The following is a 20,950-nucleotide window of genomic DNA, read 5'->3' on the forward strand; positions in this document are numbered from 1 at the left end:
GCGGCCCGCCGCGCCGTGGCGCCGCCCAGGCTCCGGCGCCGCGGCCGCAGGCGGCGCGGCCGCAGCCCCATGGCGGCGAGGCGTCACGGCGGCGGGCAGCGCCGGCGCGCGTCGAAGGGCGCAAGGACCGCTCCTGGCGCGACGGCGATTTCCGCGACAGCCCGCCGGCCTTCCTGATGCGGGGGCGCTGAGGCGGGCATCCCGCCGCAACGCCCGCCCTGGCGGGGCGTTCGCCCTTCGCCGGGGCGGATCGCCGACGGAGGTGGCTCCGCCCCGGAACGAGGACGATGGCGCCGCTGCCGCCGGCACCGCCGGGCGGGAGCGGCCCCGGGAGGCGGCGATGCGCAGGACCAGGCTCGAACGCGAGGGAGAGGCGCTGACCCTGCGCACGGACGATGCCGGCACGGTGCTCACCGACGCGGCCGGCATGGTCCGCGCGCGGCACGGCACCGACCATCACGAGACGCTGCTGGATGGTCTGCGCCGGGAAGGCTGGCGCGTGGCGGAAGACGGCCACGTGGCCCTCGCCGGCACCGCACCACGGTTGGCCGGCCCCGTGACGGCGGAGCGCGGCGGCCCGGCCGCCACGGTGACGGATGGCGAGGACGGCTAGGGCTGTTTCCACCCAACCGTGCTCGCGGAACGGCTCTGGCTCCTTGCCCGGGGAGCGGGTTCACGCTTCCGCCGTCTCTCCGGCCGGGATCCGCCCCGGCCCCTGATCCGCGGCGGCGGCGGCGGTCTCTGGTTCCCGCCCGGCGGCGCATCGGGCATCCTGCCCCGCAAGAACGGAACCGGGAGGATGTCCATGACCTTCACCGCCCGCCGGGCGCGGCTCGGCCTGCCGCTCGCCCTGCTCGGCCTCGCCGCCCTGCCGCGCCACGCCGCGGCCCAGGCCGACCGCGCCGCCGCCTGGCCCGAGCGGCCGATCCGCCTGATCGCGCCCTACCCGCCGGGCGGTCAGACCGACATCGTCGGCCGGTGGCTGGCGGAGCGGCTGCGCGGCGTGCTGCCGCAGCCGATGATCGTGGAGAACCGCGCCGGCGCGCAGGGCATGATCGGCACCCAGGCCGCGGTGCAGGCCCCGGCCGACGGCTACACGGTGCTCTACGTCAACGCCTCGATCATGCTGATCAACCCGGTGATCCACCCCAACCCGGGCTACGACCCGTTCCGGGACTTCACGCCGGTCGTGCAGTTCGGCACCGCCGCGCTGGTGCTGACGGTGCGGCCGGACCGCGGGCTGAACACGCTCGAGGAGCTGATCGCCCTGGCCAGGCGCCGGCCGGGCGAGCTCTCCTACGCCAGCTTCGGCATCGGCTCGGCGAGCCACCTCTACGGCGCGATGCTGGAGCGGCAGGCAGGGGTGCAGATGACGCACATCCCCTATCGCGGCAGCGCGCCTGCGGTGCAGGACGTGCTGGCCGGCCACGCCTTCCTCTCCATCAACGACGAGGCGGTGAGCGTGCCGCACATCCGCGACGGGCGGCTGCGGCCGCTCGCCGTCACCGGTCCGGAGCGGCTGGAGACGCTGCCCGAGGTGCCGACCTTCAGGGAGCTCGGCTATGGCGGCGGGCTGGAACTGCTCGGCTTCAACGGCCTGGTGATGCGCGCCGGCACCCCGCCCGAGATCGTGCGCCGCTTCGCCGAGGCCGTGCTCGGGGTGATCCGCACGCCGGAGGGGCGGGAGCGGCTGCGGGTGATGGGGCTGGTGCCGACCGGCCTCGGCCCGGAGGAGTTCGCCGCCCAGCTTCGCCGCGACGCGCCCATCTGGGCGCAGGCGGCGCGCGACAGCGGGGCGCGCATCGAATAGGCGCCGGCGCGGCTTCCGCCCGCCCCTCCGCGCGATGACGGCCCCGGCCCGTCATGCGCGGGGCGGGGTCACGCTCCCGGCCCGCCGCGATCCGCTCGGCGCCGCGCCGGCCCCGGCAGGCGGCGCGGCGGGGGGGTGCGCGGCGCTGTGAAGCCGAAGAAGGCGAAGGTCTCCCTCATATGGGGAGGGAGCGGCGCCGCCACCTCCAGCATCCCGCCCTCCGGGTGCGGCAGGCGCAGCGCGCGGGCATGGAGGTGCAGCGCGCCGGGCAGCCCCTCGAGATGCGCCGCCGCGCCGCCATACTTGCCGTCGCCGAGGATGGGGCAGCCCAGCCCCTCCGCGCAGTGGACGCGGAGCTGGTGGGTGCGGCCGGTCAGCGGCTTCAGCTCCAGCCAGGCGGCGCGGCGCCTGGCGGCATCGAGGGTGCGGAAGTCGGTGATGGCGTGCGCGCCCTGCTTCGGGTCGTCCACCGCCTGGGTCCGCTCGCCGTGCGGGCCGCCCAGCCTCGCCAGCGCGATGTCGATGCGGCCCTCGCGCGGCGTCGGCTCGCCCACCACCACGGCCCAGTAGGTCTTCTCCACGTCCCGGCCGCGGAAGGCGCGGGCGAGGGCGGCGGCGGCGGCCGGCGTGCGGGCGAGCAGGAGGACGCCGGAGGTGTCGCGGTCCAGCCGGTGCACCAGGCGCGGCCGCTCCGCATGGCCGAAGCGCAGCGCGTCCAGCAGCGCGTCCAGGCTGCGGGTGATGCCCGGGCCGCCCTGCACCGGCATCCCGTGCGGCTTGTCGAGCGCGATCACGCTGTCGTCACGGTGGATCACCAGCCGTTCCAGCGCCCGCGCATCCTGTTCGGAGACCGGGGGGCGGGCGGGGCGCTCCGGCGCCGGCCCTTCGGGCAGGGGCGGGATGCGCACCTCCTGGCCGGGAGCGAGACGCGTCGCCGCCTCGGCGCGCCTGCCGTCCACGCGGATCTGGCCGGTGCGCAGCATCTTCTGCAGTGCGCCCTGGGTGAGGCGGGGGAAGTGGCGGCGGAACCAGCGGTCGAGGCGCATCTCCGCCTCCTCCGCCGCCACGGTGCGGTGCCGGACGGTCATGGCCGAGGGATTAGCCCCGGACCGTCCCGGACGGAACGCGGCGGCGGGGGATTTGCCGCCCGCCGCCGCGGGTGGCACACCCCCGGGCGGCGAACCGGGCGCGGCCCCGCGCGCTTTGCCCTGCACACGCTGAAGCACAGGGGACATACGGCATGCGAAGGATGATGCTGGCCGCCGGGGCGGCCGCCCTGGCGTTCGGCCTCGTCAAGGCCGGAATGCCCGTGGCCGGGGCGGAGGCGGGGCAGACGCCGCGCGTCCAGCGCGGCGAGGCCTCCTACTACGGCCCGAAATTCCACGGGCGGAAGATGGCGAACGGCAAGCGCTTCCACCCGGATTCCAACTCCGCCGCGCACAAGCACCTCCCCCTCGGCACGGTGGCGCGGGTGACGAACCTGAAGAACGGGCGCTCGGCGATCGTGGTGGTGGAGGATCGCGGCCCCTTCGTGCGCGGGCGCATCATCGACGTCAGCCCGCGCGTGGCGCGCCAGCTCGACATGAAGCAGGAGGGCGTGGTGCCGGTGACGGTGACGCCGCTCTCGGTACCCGGGCAGGACGGCCAGACCCAGTCGGCGCGGCGCTGAGCGGATCGCGGCGGGCCGGGAGCGTGAGGCCGCCCCCGGCCGGGGCGCGTCAGCCCCGCCGCGCCGGGTCGGAAGCGGGGGCCTCCCCCTCCGGTGCCGGCGCCGGCCCGATCCGGCCCGGGCTGTCCGACAGGCTGCCGCCGAGGCCGGGCTGGCGCGCGGCCTCCCCTCCGGCGCCGCCGAGCAGCGCGCCAAGCCCGCCCGCCGCGCCACCACCCTGGCCGAGCAGTGCGCCGAGCCCGCCGGCGAGGCCGCCCGCCCCGCCGCCGCCGAGCAGCCCGCCAAGCAGGCCGGCAAGGCCACCCTGCGGCGCGGCGGGTGCCTCCCCGGGCTGCGGCAGCCGCCCCTGCGGCGTCAGCATGTCCACGAGCCGCGGCAGGAAGGCGGCGAGAAGGCCGAGCAGCGCGCCCCGCTCCATGCCGCCCTGCCGCGCCGCCTGCTCCGTCTCCTGCTCGCCGAGGGCGCGGCCGAGCTCCTCCGGCGCCACCGGCTCGTTGGGGTCGGTGGAGATCCAGGACTCCACCTGCCGGCCGAGCCCTCCGGCGCGCAGCCGCTCGATCAGGGCCTGCAGGCCCTCGGGCCCCGCCTGGCCGCCCGTGAGCCGCTGCAGCATGGCTCCGAGCGGGGTGTTGGCGAATTGCGAGAACAGGTCGCTCATGGCGCGGTCTCCGGGAAGGGCCGCGACGCCAACGCCAGGGGCGCGCCGGCGTTGCCCGCCCGCGCGGCGAAGGCCGGGCCCGCGGAGGCGCGCGCCGGCGCCCAAGGCCGCTTGATCGGCCGCGGTCCGCAAGGCCCGGCGTCAGGCCAGGGCCCGCAGGATCAGGGGCATCCTCTGCATCCGGTCCTCCACCCGCTTCACACCCGGGACGCGCTGCGCCAGCAGCCGCAGCCCCTCCCGCATGTCGTCGGAGCGGGCATAGCCGTAGAGGGTGACCACCCCGTCGGAGACGTCCGGATAGACCCAGAAGGTGTCGGTCCAGGGCTGCTCGCGCATCGCCGCGATGACGGCGCGCAGGATCTCGCGGTCCTCGGCCGGCGCCGGGGCGGAGGGGGCGGCCTCGCGGCGCAGCAGGGCGCGCAGCAGGTCGGCGCGGCTGACCATGCCGGCCAGACGCCCCTCGCGCAGCACCGGGACGCGGCGGATGTTGTGCCGCTCCATCAGCGCCGCGATGCGCTCGGCCGGCGTGTCCTCCTCCACGCAGACCAGCTCCTTCGTCATCACGTCCCGCGCCGTGGCGCCGTGCGCCTTGGCGTAGCGGCGGATCATCGGCGTCGGGTCGCGGAACAGGTCGAGGAACCAGCCGAGCGGGCCGCGCGGCGCCTCGGCCAGACGGCGGATCAGGTCGCCCTCGGTGACGATGCCGAGCGGCCGCCCGCCCTCGTCCACCACCGGCACGGCGGAGATGCCGCGCGCGGCCAGCAGCTCCGCCACGGCGGGAACCGGCGTCTCCGGCGGCACGACGACGAGGTCGCGCGACATCAGCTCCCTGGCCCGCATGGCATCTCCCTTGGCCGGCATGGCGCCACCCTCCTTCTGCCCCGCCAGAGGGGCGCGCGCCCTGATCCGGGTCAAGCCCCGCCCGGCTGGCCGCGGTCGTAGATCAGGCGGGCGCGCACCGTGCCGGGCAGGGCGCGCAGCTCGGCGAGGATGGCCGGCGCCTCCTCGGTCGGCGCGGCGCTGTCCACCACCACGTAGCCGACCTCGCCCATGGTCTGCAGGTACTGCGCCGCGATGTTCAGCCCGCGCCGGGCGAAGGCCTCGTTGATGCGGGTGATCATGCCCGGCGCGTCGCGGTGCACGTGCATCCAGCGCGCGCCGTAGGGGCGGGCGGGAAGCTGCACCTGCGGGAAGTTCACCGCCCCCATGGTGGCGCCGGTGTCGCTGTACTCCACGAGCTTGCGCGCCACCTCCTCGCCGATGCGGAGCTGCGCCTCCTCGGTGCTGCCGCCGATATGCGGCGTGAGGATGACGTTCGGGATGCCCTGCAGCGGGGTGACGAAGCGCTCCCCGTTGCGGCTCGGCTCCTCGGGGAACACGTCCACCGCGGCCCCCGCGAGGTGTCCCCGGCGCAGCGCCGCCGCCAGCGCCTCGAGGTCCACCACGCCGCCGCGGGCGTTGTTGATGAGGATGGCGCCCGGCTTCATGGCGGCGATCTCGCGCGCGCCGATCATGCCGGTGGTCTCCGGCGTCTCCGGCACGTGCAGGGTGACGATGTCGGCCTCCGCTAGCAGCTCGCCGAGCGTGGCGCGGGGCTGGGCGTTGCCGTGCGGCAGCTTGGCGGTGTGGTCGTAGTAGATCACCCGCATCCCGAGCGCCTCGGCCAGCACCGAGAGCTGGCTGCCGATGTTGCCGTAGCCGACGATGCCGAGGGTGCGGCCGCGCACCTCGAAGCTGCCGGCGGCGGACTTGTCCCACCCGCCCTGATGGGCGGAGACGGAGCGCGGGAGGATGCCGCGCAGCAGCATGACGATCTCGCCGATCACCAGCTCGGCGACGCTGCGGGTGTTGCTGAAGGGGGCGTTGAACACCGGGATGCCGCGCAGCCGCGCCGCGTCGAGCGCCACCTGGTTGGTGCCGATGCAGAAGCAGCCGACGGCGATCAGCCGGTCCGCCGCCTCCAGCGCCTCCGCCGTGAGCTGGGTGCGGGAGCGGATGCCGAGCAGGTGCACCCCCGCCAGGGCCTCGGCCAGCGCCGCGCCGTCGAGCGCCCGCGGCAGGCGGGTGACGTTGCTGTAGCCGGCGGCGCCGAGGCGCGCCACGGCGCTCTCGGCGATGCCCTCCAGCAGCAGGATGCGGATGCGGTCCTTCGGCAGCGAGAGGCGGTCGGACATGGCGGCTCCTCCGGCGCGACGGGCGCTGCATGGCGCGCCGGGGCGCGGCCGGCAAGGCGGTCAGCGCGGCGGCAGGTCCCGCGTGCGGTAGCGGGCGAGCGGCACCCCCTCCGGCACCTTCTGGAACACCAGGAAGTAGCTGTGGTTCTTCCGCGCGTGCACCTGCCGCAGCAGGCGCGCCACGCCGGGGCGGTTCGGGCGGACCAGCACGAACAGGTCGCGGGCGTAGAAGCCGAGCGCGGCGAGGCCCGTGACGATCTGCACATGGGTCAGCTCCTGGCGGTTGGCGCTGACCTCGTCCTGGCACTTGACGATGAGGATGCCATGGTCGCGCAGCACCCGCCGCGCCTCTGCCGCCGCCTCCAGGTAGAGGTCGAGCACCGCTTGGTGCCAGCGGCCCTGGCCCGGCGCCTCCTGCCCGCTGGCGTAGAAGCGGCGCAGCGCGCCATGGCTGCCCTGGCCGCCGCGGGTCTCCGCCCGGCCGCGCAGCAGCCCTTCCAGGTAGGGGGGGTCGAGCACCACCGCATCCAGGCTGGCATCGGCATAGGGCAGGGCGCGGCAGTCGGTGCCGGTGGCGAGGTCGCTCGGCAGCAGGCGGTAGCGCCCGGGCGGGACCTTCCGCCAGAACACGCCCTGGCCGTAGGTGACGTCGGCCACCACCGCCCCCTCCGGCACATGCAGGGCGAGGATGCGCGGGAACAGTTCGGCGTTGCCGCCGACCATGGCGGAATGCACCACATCCGCGGTGGCGCGGCCGGACTGGGTGCGGCGGCGGAGGGGCGGCGGTGCGGGCTCCGCCTCGGCCCCGCTCACCGCTCCGGCCCAGAGGCGCCGCGCAGCGCGCGGATCTCCGCACGCAGCCGCTCGGGGTCGGGCGCGGCCTGCCAGCGTGCCTCGGCCGAGACGGCGGCGGCGAGGCGGCGCTTGTAGTCGGCGCGCGGGATCTCGCGGGCGCCGAACTGCGCCAGGTGCTCGGTCAGGAACTGGGCGTCGAGCAGGGTGAAGCCGCCGAGGCGCAGCCGCGCCACCAGGTGCACCAGCGCCACCTTGGAGGCGTCGCGGGCGCGGCTGAACATGCTCTCCCCGAAGAAGGCGGCGCCGAGCACGACACCGTAGAGGCCGCCGACCAGCACGCCCTCCTGCCAGACTTCCACCGAATGGGCGTGTCCCTGGCGGTGGAGGGAGAGGAAGAGCAGCTCGATCTCCGGGTTGATCCAGGTGTCCTCCCGCCCCGGCGCCGGCGCGGCGCAGCCGGCGATGACGCCGGCGAAGTCGGCATCCGCGGTGACGCGGTAGGGGCCGGAGAGCACGGTGCGCGCCAGCCGCCGCGGCAGGTGGAAGCCGGCGTCGAGGGGGATGATGCCGCGCCGCTCCGGGTCGAGCCAGTAGAGCCTGTCGCCCCGGCGGCTCTCGGCCATCGGGAACAGACCGGCCCGGTAGGCCCGCAGCATCAGCTCGGGCGTGATGTCGATCTGGCGGCGACTCACGCCCTCATTATGGCGTGGCGCCCGGCGGGTGGCGAGCGGCGGCATTCCTGTTGCGGCCGCCGCGCGGCGGGTGCCACGCTTCGCTGCGGGCGCCGGCCGGGCCGGGGCCGGGGAGGGTCGCATGTTCGGCATCATGCAGGACTGGCCGCTGCTGCTGCACCGCATCATCGACCATGCCGCGATCCACCACCCGCGGCGGGAGGTGGTGACGCGCTCCGTCGAGGGGCCGATCCACCGCACCGGCTACGCCGAGCTCCGCCACCGCGCCCTGCGCGTGGCCCAGGCGCTGCGCCGGGACGGGATGCGGGAAGGGGACCGCATCGGCACCCTCGCCTGGAGCACCTGGCGGCACCTGGAGGCCTGGTTCGGCATCACCGGCATCGGCGCCGTCTACCACACCATCAACCCGCGCCTCTTCCCCGAGCAGATCGCCTGGATCGCCAACCACGCCGAGGACCGGATGCTGCTGGCGGACCTGAACTTCGTGCCGCTGCTCGAGCAGCTCGCGCCCAGGCTGCCCACGGTCGAGCGCTACGTGCTGCTGACCGACGCGGCGCACATGCCCGGCACCAGCCTGCGCAACGCCATCCCCTACGAGGAATGGATCGCCGGCTGCGACGGCGACACGGAATGGGCGGCGCTGGACGAGCGCGCGGCGAGCGGCCTCTGCTACACCTCCGGCACCACGGGCAACCCGAAGGGCGTGCTCTACTCGCACCGCTCCGCCGTGATCCACGCGCTGGTGATGGCGCAGCCGAACGGCCTGGCACTCGGCGTGAACGACCGCGTGATGCCGGTGGCGCCGATGTTCCACGCCAGCGCCTGGGGCCTGCCCTTCGTCTGCCCGATGGTGGGCGCGGCCCTGGTGCTGCCCGGCGCGAGGCTCGACGGCGCCTCCCTGCACGAGATGATGGAGACGGAGCGCGTCACCTTCGCCGCCGCGGTGCCGACCATCTTCATGACGCTGCACCAGCACCTGGAGGCCACGGGCGGGCGCCTCTCCACCCTGAAGCGCGTCATGATCGGCGGCTCGGCGGTGCCGCGCGCCATGACCGAGAGCTACTGGCGGCGCCATGGCGTGCGCCTGCTGCACGGCTGGGGCATGACCGAGATGTCCCCGCTCGGCACGCTGACCCTCGCCAAGCCGGAGCACGGCGTCGCGGACGAGGAGGGCTGGCTCGACCTCTCGGTCAAGCAGGGCTGCCCGCCCTTCACCGTCGAGATCAGGATCACCGACGACGACGGGCGTCCCCTGCCCTGGGACGGCAGGACCCGCGGCAGGCTGAAGGTGCGCGGCCCCGCCATCGCCCGCGGCTATTTCCGCGACGAGGCGGGCTGGCTGGATGCGGAGGGGTTCTTCGACACCGGCGACATCGCCACCATAGACCCGCACGGCACGGTCGAGATCGCCGACCGCGCCAAGGACCTGATCAAGTCGGGCGGCGAGTGGATCTCCTCGATCGAGCTCGAGAACCTCGCCGTCGCCCACCCCGACGTCGCGGAGGCGGCGGCGATCGCGGCGCGCCACCCGAAATGGGACGAGCGGCCGCTGCTGCTGGTGGTGCCGAAGCCCGGCCGCGCGCCTTCCAGGGAGGACCTGCTGCGCTTCCTGGAAGGCAAGGTGGCGAAGTGGTGGCTGCCCGACGATGTCGTGGTGGTGGAGGCGCTGCCGCACACCGCCACCGGCAAGGTGCAGAAGACCGCGCTACGCGAGCAGTGGCGCGACCACCTGCTGCGGCGGGAGGCGGCGGGCGGCGATTGACCCCCCGCGCAAGGGGCCGATAGCCTTCCCGCAACCGGCACGGACGACACCCTGCCGGACGGGAGGAGACAACCATGCAGCGTCGCGCCATCCTGGGCGGGCTTCTGGCCGCGCCCGCGCTTCTCGCCCATGCCCGCGCGCAGGAGGCATGGCCCGCGCGGCCGATCCGCCTCGTCGTCGGCTGGCCGCCCGGCGGCTCGGTGGACAACCTCGCGCGCATCTTCCAGCCGCGGCTGCAGGAGCTGCTGCGCCAGAGCGTGGTGGTGGAGAACCGCCCCGGCGCCACGGGCACGGTCGGCGCGGCGGAGGCGGCGCGCGCCGCGCCGGACGGCCACACCTGGCTGCTGATCGTGGACAGCCACGTCATCGTGCCGAGCGTGATGCAGCTTCCCTACGACACGCGGCGCGACTTCGCGCCGGTGACGCTGATCGGGCGCGGGCCGCTGCTGGTCGCGGCGCACCCCTCCGTGCCCTGGGCCGGCTTCCGCGAGATGGTGGAGGACGCGCGGCGCCGGCCCGGCCAGATCAACTACGCCACCGCCGGCATCGGCACGATGATGCACGTGGCGATGGTGCAGCTCTGCAACCTGGCGGGCGTGCAGCTCACCCACGTGCCCTATCGCGGCGGGGCGCCGGCGCTGGCGGACGCGCTGGCCGGCCACGTGCCGCTGTTCGTCACCAACGCCCCGGTCGGCGGGCCGCATGTGCGCAGCGGCGGCCTCAGGGGTTTCGGCGTCACCACCCGCGAGCGCTGGCGCGACCTGCCGCAGGTGCCGAGCTTCCACGAGCAGGGCTTCACCGATTTCGAGGCGCCGACCTGGTGGGGCCTGCTCGCTCCCTCGGGCGTGCCGGAGCCGATCCGGCGGCGCATGGAGGAGACGATGGCGCGCATCCTGGCCGAGCCGGAGACGCGGGCGAAGGTGGAGGCGCAGGGCATGACCGTGCTCGCCGCCGGCTCGGCCGACTTCCGCCCCTTCATGGAGAGCGAGATGGAGCGCTGGGCGCGGGTGGTGCGGGAGAACGACATCCGCCTGCAGGGCTGACCCCCCGGCGCCCCTGGCCTCTCGCCAGCGCTATTCCGCCCGCCGCCGCGCCACGAAGCGCTCCAGCCAGTGGATGGTGTAGTCGCCGCGCCGGAACTCCGGGTCGTCCACGATGGCGCGGTGCAGCGGCAGCGTGGTGCGGATGCCGTCCACCACCATCTCGTCGAGGGCGCGACGCAGGCGGGCGATCGCCTCCGCGCGCGTCGCGCCGTGCACCACCAGCTTGGCGACCAGGCTGTCGTAGTGCGGCGGCACCGCGTAGCCGCTGTAGAGCGCGGAGTCGACGCGCACGCCGAGCCCCCCGGGCGCGTGGTAGGTGGTGACGCGCCCCGGGCAGGGGGCGAAGGTCTCCGGATCCTCGGCGGTGATGCGGCACTCGATGGCGTGGCCGTGGAAGCGGATGTCGGACTGCCGGTAGCCGAGGCGCTCGCCGGCGGCGATGCGGATCTGCTCCTTCACCAGGTCTATGCCGCAGACCATCTCGGTCACCGGGTGCTCGACCTGCAGGCGGGTGTTCATCTCGATGAAGGCGAACCGCCCGTCCTGCCACAGGAACTCCAGCGTGCCGGCGTTGCGGTAGCCGAGCTCGGCCAGCGCCCGCGTCACCGTCCCGCCGAGCGCGTCGCGTTCGGCGGCGGAGAGGGCGGGGGAGCCCGCCTCCTCCACCAGCTTCTGGTGGCGCCGCTGCAGCGAGCAGTCGCGCTCGCCGAAATGCACGACGGTGCCGTGGGTGTCGGCCAGCACCTGCAGCTCGATGTGGCGCGGGCGGTCGAGATACTTCTCGAGATAGACGCTGTCGTCGCCGAAGGCGGCCCTGGCCTCGGCGCGGGCGACGCGGTACGCCTCCTCGAGCTCGGCCTCGCCGCGGGCCACCTTCATGCCGCGCCCGCCGCCGCCGGCGGCGGCCTTGATCAGCACCGGGTAGCCGACATCGGCCGCGACGGCGCGCGCCTCCTCGAGGGAGGAGAGGGCGCCGGGGCTGCCCGGCACCAGCGGCACGCCGAGGCGGCGCATCGCCTCCTTCGCCGCCACCTTGTCGCCCATCATGCGGATGTGCTCGGGCGAGGGGCCGATGAAGGCGAGGCCGTGCGCCTCCACCATCTCCGCGAAGCGGGCGTTCTCGGAAAGGAAGCCGTAGCCGGGATGGATCGCGTCCGCCCCGGTGATGGCGGCCGCCGAGAGGATGGCGGCGGTGTTGAGGTAGCTGTCGCGCGCCGGCGGGGGGCCGATGCAGACGCTCTCGTCGGCGAGGCGCACATGCATCGCCGACGCGTCGGCGGTGGAGTGCACCGCCACCGTGCGGATGCCCATCTCCTGGCAGGCGCGGTGGACGCGCAGCGCGATCTCGCCGCGGTTGGCGATCAGCACCTTGCCGAACATCGCGCCAGGCTACTCCACGACCATCAGCGGCTCGCCATACTCCACCGGCACCCCGTTCTCGATCAGGATGCGGGTCACGGTGCCGGCGCGCGGGCTGCGGATCTGGTTGAAGGTCTTCATCGCCTCGATCAGCAGCAGCGTCTGGCCCTGCTCCACCCGGCTGCCGACGGTGACGAAGGGCGCCGCCCCCGGCTCCGGCGCCAGATAGGCGACGCCGACCATGGGCGAGGTGACGAGCCCGGGATGCTTGGCGTCCACCGCCTCGGCCACGGCCGGGGCGAGGGCCGCCGGCGGCGCCGCGGCCTCCGCCGCTGGCGGCACCGGAGCGGCGGCCACGGCCGGCAGCGCGGCGGCGACGGGTGCGGGGGTGCGCGCCACCCGGATGCGGCTGTCCTTCTCCACCAGCTCGATCTCGGTCAGGTCGGTGTCGCGAAGGATCTGCGCCAGGGCGCGGATCGCCTCCGGGTCGAACTGGATGCCGCTGCTCATGCGTCCTTCTCCGGGGCGGCGCTCACTCCGCCGCCTCCTCGGCCACCAGCCGCGCCATGGCGCGGAGCGCGAGGGCGTAGCCCTCGATGCCGAGGCCCGCGATCACGCCCGTCGCCGCGCGGGAGACGTAGCTGTGCTGGCGGAATTCCTCGCGCCGGTGGATGTTGGTGATGTGGACCTCGATGACGGGCAGCTCCACCGCCAGCAGCGCGTCGAGCAGCGCCACCGAGGTCGTGGTGTAGCCCGCGGGGTTGATGACGATGCCGGCGGCGCGGCCGCGGCATTCCTGCACCCAGGTGACGAGCTCGCCCTCGCCGTTGGTCTGGCGGAAGTCGATGGCCAGCCCCAGCTCCTCCGCCACCTCGGCGCACAGCGCCTCGACGTCGTCGAGGGTGGCGGTGCCGTACCTCTCCGGCTCGCGCAGGCCAAGCAGGTTCAGGTTCGGGCCGTTCAGCACGGCGATCAGCGGCGGGGTCACGGGATCGCGGGGTCCGTCCAGGCGGTCGGGGGCGCTAGCACGGAGCCGGCCCGCGCCGCAAGCATCCCGGACATGCGCGCGGCGGGGGCGCCTTGCCGGCGGCCCGGCACCTCGCCACATTCCCGCCATGGGACCGACGATCCGCATCACGGTGAACGGCGAGGCGCGGGAGATCCGGGCCGCCGCCACCCTGGCCGACCTGCTGGCCGAGATCGGGCTCGATCCGCGCAAGATCGCGGTCGAGCGCAATCTCGAGATCGTTCCCCGCTCCCGCTACGCCGCCACCGCCCTCGCCGCGGGCGACGAGCTGGAGATCGTGCACTTCATAGGCGGAGGCTGAGCACCCATGCTGGCGCGCTCTACGCAAGAAGGCGGCATCCCGGGCGGCGCCGACGACATCTGGGAGGTTGCCGGCCGCCGCTTCCGTTCCCGCCTGATCGTCGGCACCGGGCGCTACAAGGACCTGGAGGAGACCGGACGGGCCATCGAGGCCTCGGGGGCGGAGATCGTCACGGTGGCGGTGCGGCGGGTCAATCTCGGCGACCCCAAGGCGCCGATGCTGCAGGACTACGTGGATCCGAAGCGCTACACCTACCTTCCCAACACCGCCGGCTGCCACACCGCGCAGGACGCGGTGCGCACCCTGCGCCTGGCGCGGGAGGCCGGGGGGTGGAACCTGGTGAAGCTCGAGGTGCTGGGCCCGCCCCCCTTCCTCTATCCCGACATGCGGGCGACCTTCGAGGCGGCCGAGGCGCTGCTGAAGGACGGGTTCGAGGTGATGGTCTACTGCAACGACGACCCGATCGCCGCCAGGCGCCTGGAGGAGATGGGCTGCTGCGCCGTCATGCCGCTCGGCGCGCCGATCGGCTCCGGCCTCGGCATCCAGAACCCGGTGATGATCCGCGCCATCGTCGAGCAGGCGAAGGTGCCGGTGCTGGTGGATGCCGGCGTCGGCACCGCCTCGGACGCCGCCATCGCCATGGAGCTCGGCTGCGACGCGGTGCTGATGAACAGCGCCATCGCCCATGCCCGGGACCCGGTGACCATGGCGCGGGCCATGAAGGCGGCGGTGGAGGCGGGGCGGCTCGCCTACCTCGCCGGGCGGATGCCGCGCCAGTACGTGGCCGATCCGTCGAGCCCGCTCGGGGGGCTGATCCGCAAGACCTGAGCGCTTCCGCGCTCAGGCCGGCCAGCGAAAGCCCCCGGGCTGCAGCTCGGTGATGGCGTAGTCCTGCCGGCGCACGCGGTTGCCCTGGTTGCCGGCGAGCAGCGTGATCTTGCCGCCGCGCTCGCCCACCCAGAAGCCGACATGGCCGGAGGTGCCGGGCGCCTGCGGCCGCAGCACCACCACGCAGCCGGGCCGCGGCCGCGCGAGCGGCCGGCCCCAGCCCAGCCAATTGGCGGCGCGGGCCGAGCCCCTGCCCATCCCCACCTCCCCCGCCATGCCGAGGCAGAAGCTGACGAAGGCGCCGCACCAGGAGGTGCTGTCCGGCTGCTCCCCGAGGGTGGTCCAGGCGAAGTACTCCTCGATCCTGGGGTTGCTCGGCCGGCCCGGCAGCTCCGCCACGCCGGCCGCCTCCTCGGCCTCCGCCACGCGCAGCCATTCGGGCTTCGTGGCCGGCGCGACGGGCGGGAGCGCCGCGGACGGGGCGGCGGCGAGCAGCGCGCGGGCCCGGGGCAGGACGTGCTCCACCCTGTCCCGCAGCAGCGCCAGCACCTCGCCGGCGCTGCGGACGGTGCCCCCGTCCTCGAAGATCGGGCGGTTCGCCACGCGGATCCGCTCCGCGAAGCCGGCGCCGAGGCGGGTCTCCGCGTAGAAGCGGGCGAGCACCCCGATGGCGGGCTCGGCCGGGTCGGCGGCGAGCAGCGCCGCGGCCGCCGCCGAACCGAGGAAGTGACCGCAATAGAGTTCCGCGAGCGCCGGCCGGCGGCCGAGGCCGCGGCCGAGCGCCGCCGCGGTGCCGCGCAGCAGCTCTGCCGCCATCAGGCATTGCGCGCGGATGTCGTCGCGGTCGGCCGCCGCGATGCCGTGCACAGCGCCGTGCCGCGCCACCAGCCTCTCCCAGGTGCCGTCGATGATGCCGAACAGGCCGCGCGCGCTGGAGGTGGCCGAGCGCGCGGCGGGGTCGAACCCGGATTCCAGGGCGGCGAAGGTGGCCAGCGCCAGCGCCTCCACCCCGACCCGGGCCGCCGCCTCCCGGATCGCCGCGGCGAGGCCGCCCGGCGGCGCCCCCGCCTCCGCCACCTCCGCCAGGCGGGGCGGCGGCAGGACGAACCAGCCGAGCGCCACGCTCCCCTCCGGCTCCCCGGCGCGGCGGAAGGCGATGCCGACTCCCTCCGCCTCCGCGTCGGCGCGGAGCTCCTCCTCCATCTCCTCCGCCTGCGCGGCGGTCAGGCCGCCATGCCAGCCGGTGACGATCGTCATCCCGCACCCCTCCCTCACCCCATGGCGCCGCAGCGCTCCGAGCCGGCGCGCAGCCGCTCCAGCACCCGCTGTCGCCGCGCCTCCGCCTCCGCGCGGTCGTCGCGCAGGAAGGAGGCGACGGTGATCCGGCCCATCCCCAGCTCCTCGGCGTGGCAGGCGATCTGCCGGCGCCGCGCCGGCTCCGCCGCGGGGCCGCCCGCGCGCACCCAGTCGCGCAGCGCGACGGCGGCGGGCGCCATGGAGAGCCCCATCCCCTGCGGCGGCCCTTCCGGGAACGGGGGCCGCGCCGCCGCCCCCGCCGGGGCGGGGGCGGGAACGGCCGCCGGGGCGGCGCCCTCGCGCAGCGGCCGCAGCCCGACCATCCCGTCCAGCCGCTCCCGCGCCAGCCGCGCATCCTCGCTCGCCGCCTCGCCGAGGCCCACCACCGCCCCGACCATCGTGCCGGCGCGGAAATAGGCGTAGAGGTCGGCCATCGCCGCACCGAGCGGATAGACGGTGGCCGGCTGCATCAGCCCCGCGCGGATGCGGGCGCCGACCTGGCCGCGCCGGGCCTGCATCGCGCTCTGCAGCGCCGTCACCGTGCGCTCCGCCAGGACCTCGCGCTCGAAGGCGGCGCGGGCGCCGGTCACGCCGGTGGCCAGCGCCGCGAGGAGCCGCGCCGGCGCCGCGCCGGAGACGGAGGCCGCGGTGGTCAGGCCGAGCTGCGCCAGCGTCGCGGCGAAGCCGCCATAGCGGTGGCCGTCGAACATTCCGAGCTCGTAGTCGGCGTAGCGCAGATCGACCGCCACCATCAGCGCCTGCGCGATGCGGTCGCGGCAGGGGCGCTGCGCCTCCAGCGGCGTCTCCAGGCAGGCCAGCACCGCAGAGGGCGCGTAGGCCGTCTCGAGCCCCGCGACCGCGGCCTCCATGTCGCGGACCGGCGAGCGCGGCGCCGCGCCGAAGCCCGCGCAGCCCGCCAGCGTCGCCGCCATGGCCGCCGTGGCCAGAAGGCGCCCGGCATCGGCAGCGCCCATCGCCGCCTCCCCTCCCGTCATGCCGGAGGGATGCTGCGGCGGGCGGGCCCGCCCGCGCCGTGACTTGGCGCACAGATCGGGCCGGCGCGGCCGGCTTGGCCTGGCCGGGCGCGGCGGTTAGGGTGCCGCCCGTCGTCCCGGACGAGTCGCGATGTCCTTCTCCTATCCCGTCCTGCCCGACGGTCACCTGCTGGCGATCGAGGGCCTCGAGCCGCCGCACATCGGCGCGCTCCTGGAACTGGCCGAGAGCTACGCGCTGCTGAACCGCTCCGGGAAGACGCAGCGCGACCTGCTGAAGGGCCGCACCCTGATCAACCTGTTCTTCGAGGACAGCACCCGCACCCGCACCAGCTTCGAGCTGGCGGGCAAGCGCCTCGGCGCCGACGTGATCAACATGTCGGTCTCGACCAGCAGCGTGAACAAGGGCGAGACGCTGCTCGACACCGCCGCCACCCTGAACGCCATGCACTGCGACCTGCTGGTGGTGCGCCACGGCCAGTCCGGCGCCCCGGCGCTGCTCTCGCAGAAGGTCTCGGCGAGCGTCATCAACGCCGGCGACGGCACGCACGAGCACCCGACCCAGGCGCTGCTCGACGCGCTGACCATCCGCCGCCGCAAGGGGCGGCTCGAGGGCCTCGCCGTCGCCATCTGCGGCGACGTGCTGCACAGCCGCGTCGCGCGCAGCAACATCCACCTGCTCACCACCATGGGCGCCCGCGTGCGCGTCGTCGGCCCGCCGACGCTGATCCCGGCCGAGGCGGGGCGCCTCGGCGTCGAGGTGTTCCACGACATGCGCGCGGGGCTCGCCGGCGCCGACGTGGTGATGATGCTGCGCCTGCAGCGCGAGCGGATGAGCGCCGGCCTGGTCCCCTCCCCGCGCGAGTTCTTCCGCTTCTACGGCCTCGACCGCGCCAAGCTCGCCCTGGCGAAGCCGGACGCCATCGTGATGCATCCCGGGCCGATGAACCGCGGCATCGAGATCGACAGCGCCATCGCCGACGACCCCGAGCGCAGCGTGATCGGCGAGCAGGTGGAGATGGGGGTCGCCGTGCGCATGGCGGTGCTCGACGTGCTGGCGCGCGACCTCCGGCGCAACGCATGAGCCTCCGCATCCGCCCCGCCCGGCCGGAGGAGGCCGGGGCGCTGCGCGCCCTGGCGCGTCGCGCCTACGCCCCCTGGATCCCGGCGGTCGGCCGCGAGCCGGGACCAATGGGCGCGGACTACGCCGCCCGCATCGCCGCCGGGGAGGCCTTCGTGCTGGACTCCGCCGAAGGGTGCCACCTCGGCCTCGTCGTGCTGGAGGAGGCGCCCGACGCCCTGGTCCTCGACAATGTCGCGGTCGAGCCGGCGGAGCAGGGCAAGGGCCACGGGCGCCGCCTGGTCCGCTTCGCGGAGGAGGAGGCGCGGCGGCGCGGCCATGCCCGGCTCCGCCTCTACACCCATGCCGCCATGGCGGCGAACATCCGGCTCTACGAGGGCCTCGGCTTCGTCGAGACGCACCGCGCCACCGAGAAGGGCTTCCATCGTATTTACATGGAGAAGCGCCTGCCGTGACCGAGACCCTGTTCCGCGGCGCGCGGCTGCTCGACCCGGCGAGCGGCCTCGACACCACGGGCGAGCTGCTGGTGCGCGACGGCGCCATCGCCGATCTCGGCCAGGCGCTCGGCCGGCCGGACGGCGCCGAGGTGGTGGAGGCCGCCGGCCTCTGCCTCGCCCCCGGCCTCGTGGACCTGCGCGCCGCCACCGGGGAGCCGGGGGCGGAGTACCGCGAGACCATCGCCTCCCTCGCCGAGGCCGCCGCCGCCGGCGGCATCACCACCCTCTGCGCCCTGCCCGACACCGACCCGCCGCTCGACGACCCGGCGCTGGTGCAGTTCATCCTGCGCCGCGGCGAGGCGACGGGCAGCATCGCCCTCCTGCCCTACGCCGCCGCCACCCGCGGCTGCGAGGGGAAGGAGATCGCCGAATACGGCCTGCTGCGCGAGGCCGGCGCCGTCGCCTTCACCGACGGCAGGCGCGCCATCGCCTCGGCCCGCGTGATGCGCCTCGCCCTCTCCTACGCCCGCGCCTTCGGCAGCTTCGTCGTGCAGCACCCGGAGGAGCCGACGCTCGCCGCCGGCGGCGCGGCGACGGAGGGCGAGCTCGCCACCCGCCTCGGCCTGCCCGGCATCCCGGCGATGGCGGAGGCGCTGATGGTCCGCCGCGACATCGCCCTCGCCCGCCTCACCGGCGGGCATGTCCACTTCGCCCATGTCTCGACCGCCGCCGCGCTGGCCGAGATCCGCGCCGCCAAGGCGGAGGGCCTCGCCGTCACCTGCGACACCGCGCCGCCCTATTTCGACCTCAACGAGACGGCGATCGGCGATTGGCGGACCTACGCCAAGCTCTCCCCGCCGCTGCGGCCGGAGGACGACCGGCAGGCGGTGGCGGCGGCGCTCGCCGACGGCACGGTGGACGCCATCGCCTCCGACCACCAGCCGCGCGACGCCGACGACAAGCGCCAGCCCTTCGCCCAGGCCGAGGCCGGGGGTGCGGGCCTTGCCACCCTGCTCGCGGTGACGCTGGCGCGGGTCCATGCCGGGGAGCTTTCCCTGCTGCACGCGCTCGACCTGCTCACCGCCCGCCCGGCGCGGCTGCTCGGCCTGCCCGTCGGGCGGCTCTCCAGGGGCGCGCCGGCCGACCTCGTGCTGTTCGACCCCGAGCGCGGCTGGCAGGTGAAGGCCGGGCAGCTTCCGGGCAAGGCGCAGAACTCTCCCTTCGACGGCCGCGCGCTCGAGGGGCGGGTGGTCGGCACCTGGAAGGCCGGGCGGCGGGTGTTCGGCGCATGAGCGCGCTCCTCGCTCTCGCCCTCGGCTACCTGCTGGGCTCGGTGCCCTGGGGGCTGCTGCTGACCCGCGCCGCCGGGCTCGGCGACATCCGCCAGATCGGCTCGGGCAATATCGGCGCCACCAACGTGCTGCGCACCGGCAACAAGGCGCTGGCGGCGGCGACGCTGGCGCTCGACCTCGGCAAGGGGGTGGCGGCGCTGCTGCTGGCGGGCTGGCTGTGGGGGGAGGCGGCGGGGCTGGTGGCGGGCTTCGGCGCCATGCTCGGCCATGCCTTCCCGGTCTGGCTCGGCTTCAGGGGCGGCAAGGGGGTGGCGACGGGGGGCGGGGTGCTGCTCGCCGCCGCCTGGTGGCTCGGCCTCGCGGCGCTGGCGGTATGGCTGGCCACGGTGGCGGCGACGCGCATCTCCTCGGCCGGGGCGCTCGCCGCCTGCGCCGCGGCACCGCTGATCGCGCTGGCGGCGGGGCGGGGCGACCTCGCCCTCTTCGCCGCCGGCATCGCCGCCCTCGTGGTCTGGCGCCACCGCCCCAACATCGCCCGCCTGCGCGCCGGCACCGAGCCGCGCATCGGCCAGAAGAAGACGTGACCCCGGCCGAGGCGCTGGCGCGGCTCCGCCTCGCCCGCACCGAGGGGGTCGGGCCGGTGATGGTGCGGCGCCTGCTCGCCCGCCACGGCAGCGCCGAGCGGGCGCTGGCGGCGCTGCCCCGCCTCGGCGGCCGCCCCCTCGCCCCGGCGCCGGAGGCCGGGGCGGCGCGCGAGATGGAGGCGCTGGCGCGGCTCGGCGGTCGGTTCCTCTTCGCCGGCACCCCGGGCTATCCGCCCCTGCTCGACCTCCTGGAGGACGCGCCGCCCGCCCTCGCCGTGCTCGGCGACCCGGCGGCGCTCGCGCCCCGCGCCGTCGCCCTGGTCGGGGCGCGCAACGCCTCCGCCGCCGGGCGGCGCATCGCCGAGGAGCTGGCCGGAGCGCTGGCGCGGGCGGGGCTGGTCGTCGTCTCCGGCCTGGCGCGCGGGGTGGATGCCGCGGCGCATCTCGGCGCGCTGCGCGCGGGGCGCACCGTGGCGGCGATCGCCGGCGGGCTCGACCGCCCCTACCCGCCGGAGAACGCGGCGCTGCAGGCGCGCATCGCCGCCGAGGGCGGCGCGGTGGTGGCGGAGGCGCCGCTCGGCACCGCGCCGCTGGCCCGCCACTTCCCCCGGCGCAACCGCATCGTCGCCGGCCTCGCCCTCGGCGTCGTGGTGGTGGAGGCGGCGCCGCGCTCCGGCAGCCTGATCACGGCGCGGCTGGCGCTGGAGGCGGGGCGGGAGCTGTTCGCCGTGCCCGGCAGCCCGCTCGACCCCCGCTGCCGCGGCTCCAACGACCTGATCCGCCAGGGCGCGCACCTGACCGAGACGGCGGAGGACGTGCTGGCGCACCTGCCGCAGGCGCCCCGCGCGGCGCCGCCGCTCGCCCCCCGGCGCGCCCCGCCCCCGCGCCCGGCGGCGGAGGAGCCCCCGCCCCCCGCCGGTGCCCACGGCCAAGTTCTTGAATTGCTTGGCCCGAGCCCGATCGCGGTTGACGATCTCCTGCGGCGCTGCCACCTCTCGCCGGCCGCCGTCCAGGCGGTCCTGCTCGAGCTCGAACTGGCAGGCAGCGTGGAGATGCTGCCCGGCAACCGCGTGGCCCTGACCGGCCGGGGCTGAGCGGGACAGGCCGGGCGGCGGGGGGCGCGCCCCGGATGCCGGAGTGCAACGAATCG

At 75.7% G+C, this 20,950-nt stretch carries 23 protein-coding genes and 1 pseudogene; 13 read left to right on the plus strand and 11 right to left on the minus strand.

The features are described from left to right. The 3 genes and pseudogenes from ET526_RS21725 to ET526_RS10705 all read left to right on the plus strand — a co-directional run. Positions 1–191 (plus strand): annotated as a pseudogene (locus ET526_RS21725) (hypothetical protein); the annotation flags it as partial. A 149-nt stretch (positions 192–340) separates the two neighbouring features. After that, positions 341–613 carry a hypothetical protein gene (locus tag ET526_RS10700; RefSeq protein WP_135467689.1) on the plus strand — a complete coding sequence of 91 codons (273 nt, stop codon included), beginning with the start codon at positions 341–343 and terminating at the stop codon, positions 611–613. Positions 614–805: 192 nt separating this feature from the next. Then, positions 806–1,810, plus strand: coding sequence for a Bug family tripartite tricarboxylate transporter substrate binding protein (locus ET526_RS10705; RefSeq protein WP_135467690.1), 1,005 nt, complete (start codon positions 806–808; stop codon positions 1,808–1,810). 68 nt (positions 1,811–1,878) lie between these two features. Here the strand turns inward: ET526_RS10705 and ET526_RS10710 are convergent, their stop codons facing one another. After that, complete coding sequence (locus ET526_RS10710; RefSeq protein ID WP_135467691.1) at positions 1,879–2,898, minus strand: RluA family pseudouridine synthase; 1,020 nt, start codon at positions 2,896–2,898, stop codon at positions 1,879–1,881. A gap of 152 nt (positions 2,899–3,050) precedes the next feature. On the opposite strand from ET526_RS10710, the gene ET526_RS10715 reads away from it, so the two are divergent. Next, positions 3,051–3,479, plus strand: a complete 429-nt coding sequence (locus ET526_RS10715; protein ID WP_240048356.1) for a septal ring lytic transglycosylase RlpA family protein — start codon at positions 3,051–3,053, stop codon at positions 3,477–3,479. Between the two features lie 49 nt (positions 3,480–3,528). Here the strand turns inward: ET526_RS10715 and ET526_RS10720 are convergent, their stop codons facing one another. The 5 genes from ET526_RS10720 to aat form a co-directional block, all read right to left on the minus strand. After that, positions 3,529–4,137 (minus strand): YidB family protein, encoded by a 609-nt coding sequence (locus ET526_RS10720; RefSeq protein ID WP_135467692.1) that lies wholly within the window; start codon positions 4,135–4,137, stop codon positions 3,529–3,531. A 141-nt stretch (positions 4,138–4,278) separates the two neighbouring features. Next, positions 4,279–4,998 carry a CBS domain-containing protein gene (locus tag ET526_RS10725; RefSeq protein ID WP_240048357.1) on the minus strand — a complete coding sequence of 240 codons (720 nt, stop codon included), beginning with the start codon at positions 4,996–4,998 and terminating at the stop codon, positions 4,279–4,281. 50 nt (positions 4,999–5,048) lie between these two features. Next, positions 5,049–6,311 (minus strand): phosphoglycerate dehydrogenase, encoded by a 1,263-nt coding sequence (serA, locus tag ET526_RS10730; protein WP_135467693.1) that lies wholly within the window; start codon positions 6,309–6,311, stop codon positions 5,049–5,051. A gap of 60 nt (positions 6,312–6,371) precedes the next feature. Continuing rightward, positions 6,372–7,124 (minus strand): TRM11 family methyltransferase, encoded by a 753-nt coding sequence (locus ET526_RS10735; protein WP_204623596.1) that lies wholly within the window; start codon positions 7,122–7,124, stop codon positions 6,372–6,374. Continuing rightward, the gene (aat, locus tag ET526_RS10740; RefSeq protein ID WP_135467694.1) at positions 7,121–7,843 is read right to left on the minus strand and encodes a leucyl/phenylalanyl-tRNA--protein transferase; all 723 of its coding nucleotides are present in this window, start codon (positions 7,841–7,843) and stop codon (positions 7,121–7,123) included. The genes ET526_RS10735 and aat overlap by 4 nt, the downstream gene beginning before the upstream one ends. Positions 7,844–7,919: 76 nt before the next feature. Between aat and ET526_RS10745 the strand changes: the two genes are divergently transcribed. After that, positions 7,920–9,560 carry a long-chain-fatty-acid--CoA ligase gene (locus tag ET526_RS10745; RefSeq protein ID WP_135467695.1) on the plus strand — a complete coding sequence of 547 codons (1,641 nt, stop codon included), beginning with the start codon at positions 7,920–7,922 and terminating at the stop codon, positions 9,558–9,560. A gap of 74 nt (positions 9,561–9,634) precedes the next feature. After that, on the plus strand, positions 9,635–10,603 hold the full coding sequence (locus ET526_RS10750; RefSeq protein ID WP_135467696.1) for a tripartite tricarboxylate transporter substrate binding protein: 969 nt from the start codon (positions 9,635–9,637) through the stop codon (positions 10,601–10,603). A gap of 30 nt (positions 10,604–10,633) precedes the next feature. Here the strand turns inward: ET526_RS10750 and accC are convergent, their stop codons facing one another. The 3 genes from accC to aroQ are packed head-to-tail and all read right to left on the minus strand — an operon-like array spanning position 10,634 to position 12,950. After that, a complete protein-coding gene (accC, locus tag ET526_RS10755) occupies positions 10,634–11,983 on the minus strand; it encodes an acetyl-CoA carboxylase biotin carboxylase subunit (RefSeq protein WP_135467697.1) in 1,350 nt (449 codons plus the stop codon). Between the two features lie 9 nt (positions 11,984–11,992). After that, positions 11,993–12,472 carry an acetyl-CoA carboxylase biotin carboxyl carrier protein gene (gene accB, locus ET526_RS10760; RefSeq protein WP_135467698.1) on the minus strand — a complete coding sequence of 160 codons (480 nt, stop codon included), beginning with the start codon at positions 12,470–12,472 and terminating at the stop codon, positions 11,993–11,995. Positions 12,473–12,494: 22 nt separating this feature from the next. Beyond that, positions 12,495–12,950, minus strand: coding sequence for a type II 3-dehydroquinate dehydratase (gene aroQ / locus ET526_RS10765; RefSeq protein ID WP_135467699.1), 456 nt, complete (start codon positions 12,948–12,950; stop codon positions 12,495–12,497). A gap of 127 nt (positions 12,951–13,077) precedes the next feature. On the opposite strand from aroQ, the gene thiS reads away from it, so the two are divergent. Then, positions 13,078–13,290: a sulfur carrier protein ThiS gene (thiS, locus tag ET526_RS22605; protein WP_135467700.1), complete on the plus strand. Its 213-nt coding sequence runs from the start codon at positions 13,078–13,080 to the stop codon at positions 13,288–13,290. Between the two features lie 6 nt (positions 13,291–13,296). Further along, positions 13,297–14,118, plus strand: coding sequence for a thiazole synthase (locus ET526_RS10775; protein WP_135467701.1), 822 nt, complete (start codon positions 13,297–13,299; stop codon positions 14,116–14,118). Between the two features lie 12 nt (positions 14,119–14,130). Here ET526_RS10775 and ET526_RS10780 read toward each other — a convergent pair whose 3' ends face one another. Together ET526_RS10780 and ET526_RS10785 are read right to left on the minus strand one after the other, a co-directional pair. Further along, the gene (locus ET526_RS10780) at positions 14,131–15,375 is read right to left on the minus strand and encodes a TIGR02594 family protein (protein WP_135467702.1); all 1,245 of its coding nucleotides are present in this window, start codon (positions 15,373–15,375) and stop codon (positions 14,131–14,133) included. A 14-nt stretch (positions 15,376–15,389) separates the two neighbouring features. Next, entirely contained in the window at positions 15,390–16,388 is a 999-nt protein-coding gene (locus tag ET526_RS10785) for a hypothetical protein (protein ID WP_135467703.1), read from the minus strand. A gap of 151 nt (positions 16,389–16,539) precedes the next feature. Between ET526_RS10785 and ET526_RS10790 the strand changes: the two genes are divergently transcribed. The 5 genes from ET526_RS10790 to dprA are packed head-to-tail and all read left to right on the plus strand — an operon-like array spanning position 16,540 to position 20,894. Then, complete coding sequence (locus tag ET526_RS10790; RefSeq protein ID WP_135467704.1) at positions 16,540–17,490, plus strand: aspartate carbamoyltransferase catalytic subunit; 951 nt, start codon at positions 16,540–16,542, stop codon at positions 17,488–17,490. After that, on the plus strand, positions 17,487–17,942 hold the full coding sequence (locus ET526_RS10795) for a GNAT family N-acetyltransferase (protein WP_135467705.1): 456 nt from the start codon (positions 17,487–17,489) through the stop codon (positions 17,940–17,942). The genes ET526_RS10790 and ET526_RS10795 overlap by 4 nt, the downstream gene beginning before the upstream one ends. After that, positions 17,939–19,216 (plus strand): dihydroorotase, encoded by a 1,278-nt coding sequence (pyrC, locus tag ET526_RS10800; protein WP_135467706.1) that lies wholly within the window; start codon positions 17,939–17,941, stop codon positions 19,214–19,216. The genes ET526_RS10795 and pyrC overlap by 4 nt, the downstream gene beginning before the upstream one ends. Continuing rightward, positions 19,213–19,800: a glycerol-3-phosphate 1-O-acyltransferase PlsY gene (gene plsY / locus ET526_RS10805; protein ID WP_135467707.1), complete on the plus strand. Its 588-nt coding sequence runs from the start codon at positions 19,213–19,215 to the stop codon at positions 19,798–19,800. The genes pyrC and plsY overlap by 4 nt, the downstream gene beginning before the upstream one ends. Beyond that, positions 19,797–20,894: a DNA-processing protein DprA gene (gene dprA / locus ET526_RS10810; RefSeq protein ID WP_192898683.1), complete on the plus strand. Its 1,098-nt coding sequence runs from the start codon at positions 19,797–19,799 to the stop codon at positions 20,892–20,894. The genes plsY and dprA overlap by 4 nt, the downstream gene beginning before the upstream one ends. Positions 20,895–20,950 lie beyond the last annotated feature (56 nt).

The organism is Crenalkalicoccus roseus (genome assembly GCF_004761865.1).
Classification (GTDB): domain Bacteria; phylum Pseudomonadota; class Alphaproteobacteria; order Acetobacterales; family Acetobacteraceae; genus Crenalkalicoccus; species Crenalkalicoccus roseus.

Coding starts and splice junctions, on each gene's coding strand:
- ET526_RS10700 (WP_135467689.1), top strand. CDS start 341: ATGCGCAGGACCAGGCTCGAACGCGAGGGAGAGGCGCTGACCCTGCGC.
- ET526_RS10705 (WP_135467690.1), top strand. CDS start 806: ATGACCTTCACCGCCCGCCGGGCGCGGCTCGGCCTGCCGCTCGCCCTG.
- ET526_RS10710 (WP_135467691.1), bottom strand. CDS start 2,898: ATGACCGTCCGGCACCGCACCGTGGCGGCGGAGGAGGCGGAGATGCGC.
- ET526_RS10715 (WP_240048356.1), top strand. CDS start 3,051: ATGCGAAGGATGATGCTGGCCGCCGGGGCGGCCGCCCTGGCGTTCGGC.
- ET526_RS10720 (WP_135467692.1), bottom strand. CDS start 4,137: ATGAGCGACCTGTTCTCGCAATTCGCCAACACCCCGCTCGGAGCCATG.
- ET526_RS10725 (WP_240048357.1), bottom strand. CDS start 4,998: ATGCCGGCCAAGGGAGATGCCATGCGGGCCAGGGAGCTGATGTCGCGC.
- serA (WP_135467693.1), bottom strand. CDS start 6,311: ATGTCCGACCGCCTCTCGCTGCCGAAGGACCGCATCCGCATCCTGCTG.
- aat (WP_135467694.1), bottom strand. CDS start 7,843: ATGCCGCCGCTCGCCACCCGCCGGGCGCCACGCCATAATGAGGGCGTG.
- ET526_RS10745 (WP_135467695.1), top strand. CDS start 7,920: ATGTTCGGCATCATGCAGGACTGGCCGCTGCTGCTGCACCGCATCATC.
- ET526_RS10750 (WP_135467696.1), top strand. CDS start 9,635: ATGCAGCGTCGCGCCATCCTGGGCGGGCTTCTGGCCGCGCCCGCGCTT.
- accC (WP_135467697.1), bottom strand. CDS start 11,983: ATGTTCGGCAAGGTGCTGATCGCCAACCGCGGCGAGATCGCGCTGCGC.
- accB (WP_135467698.1), bottom strand. CDS start 12,472: ATGAGCAGCGGCATCCAGTTCGACCCGGAGGCGATCCGCGCCCTGGCG.
- thiS (WP_135467700.1), top strand. CDS start 13,078: ATGGGACCGACGATCCGCATCACGGTGAACGGCGAGGCGCGGGAGATC.
- ET526_RS10775 (WP_135467701.1), top strand. CDS start 13,297: ATGCTGGCGCGCTCTACGCAAGAAGGCGGCATCCCGGGCGGCGCCGAC.
- ET526_RS10780 (WP_135467702.1), bottom strand. CDS start 15,375: ATGACGATCGTCACCGGCTGGCATGGCGGCCTGACCGCCGCGCAGGCG.
- ET526_RS10785 (WP_135467703.1), bottom strand. CDS start 16,388: ATGGGCGCTGCCGATGCCGGGCGCCTTCTGGCCACGGCGGCCATGGCG.
- ET526_RS10790 (WP_135467704.1), top strand. CDS start 16,540: ATGTCCTTCTCCTATCCCGTCCTGCCCGACGGTCACCTGCTGGCGATC.
- ET526_RS10795 (WP_135467705.1), top strand. CDS start 17,487: ATGAGCCTCCGCATCCGCCCCGCCCGGCCGGAGGAGGCCGGGGCGCTG.
- plsY (WP_135467707.1), top strand. CDS start 19,213: ATGAGCGCGCTCCTCGCTCTCGCCCTCGGCTACCTGCTGGGCTCGGTG.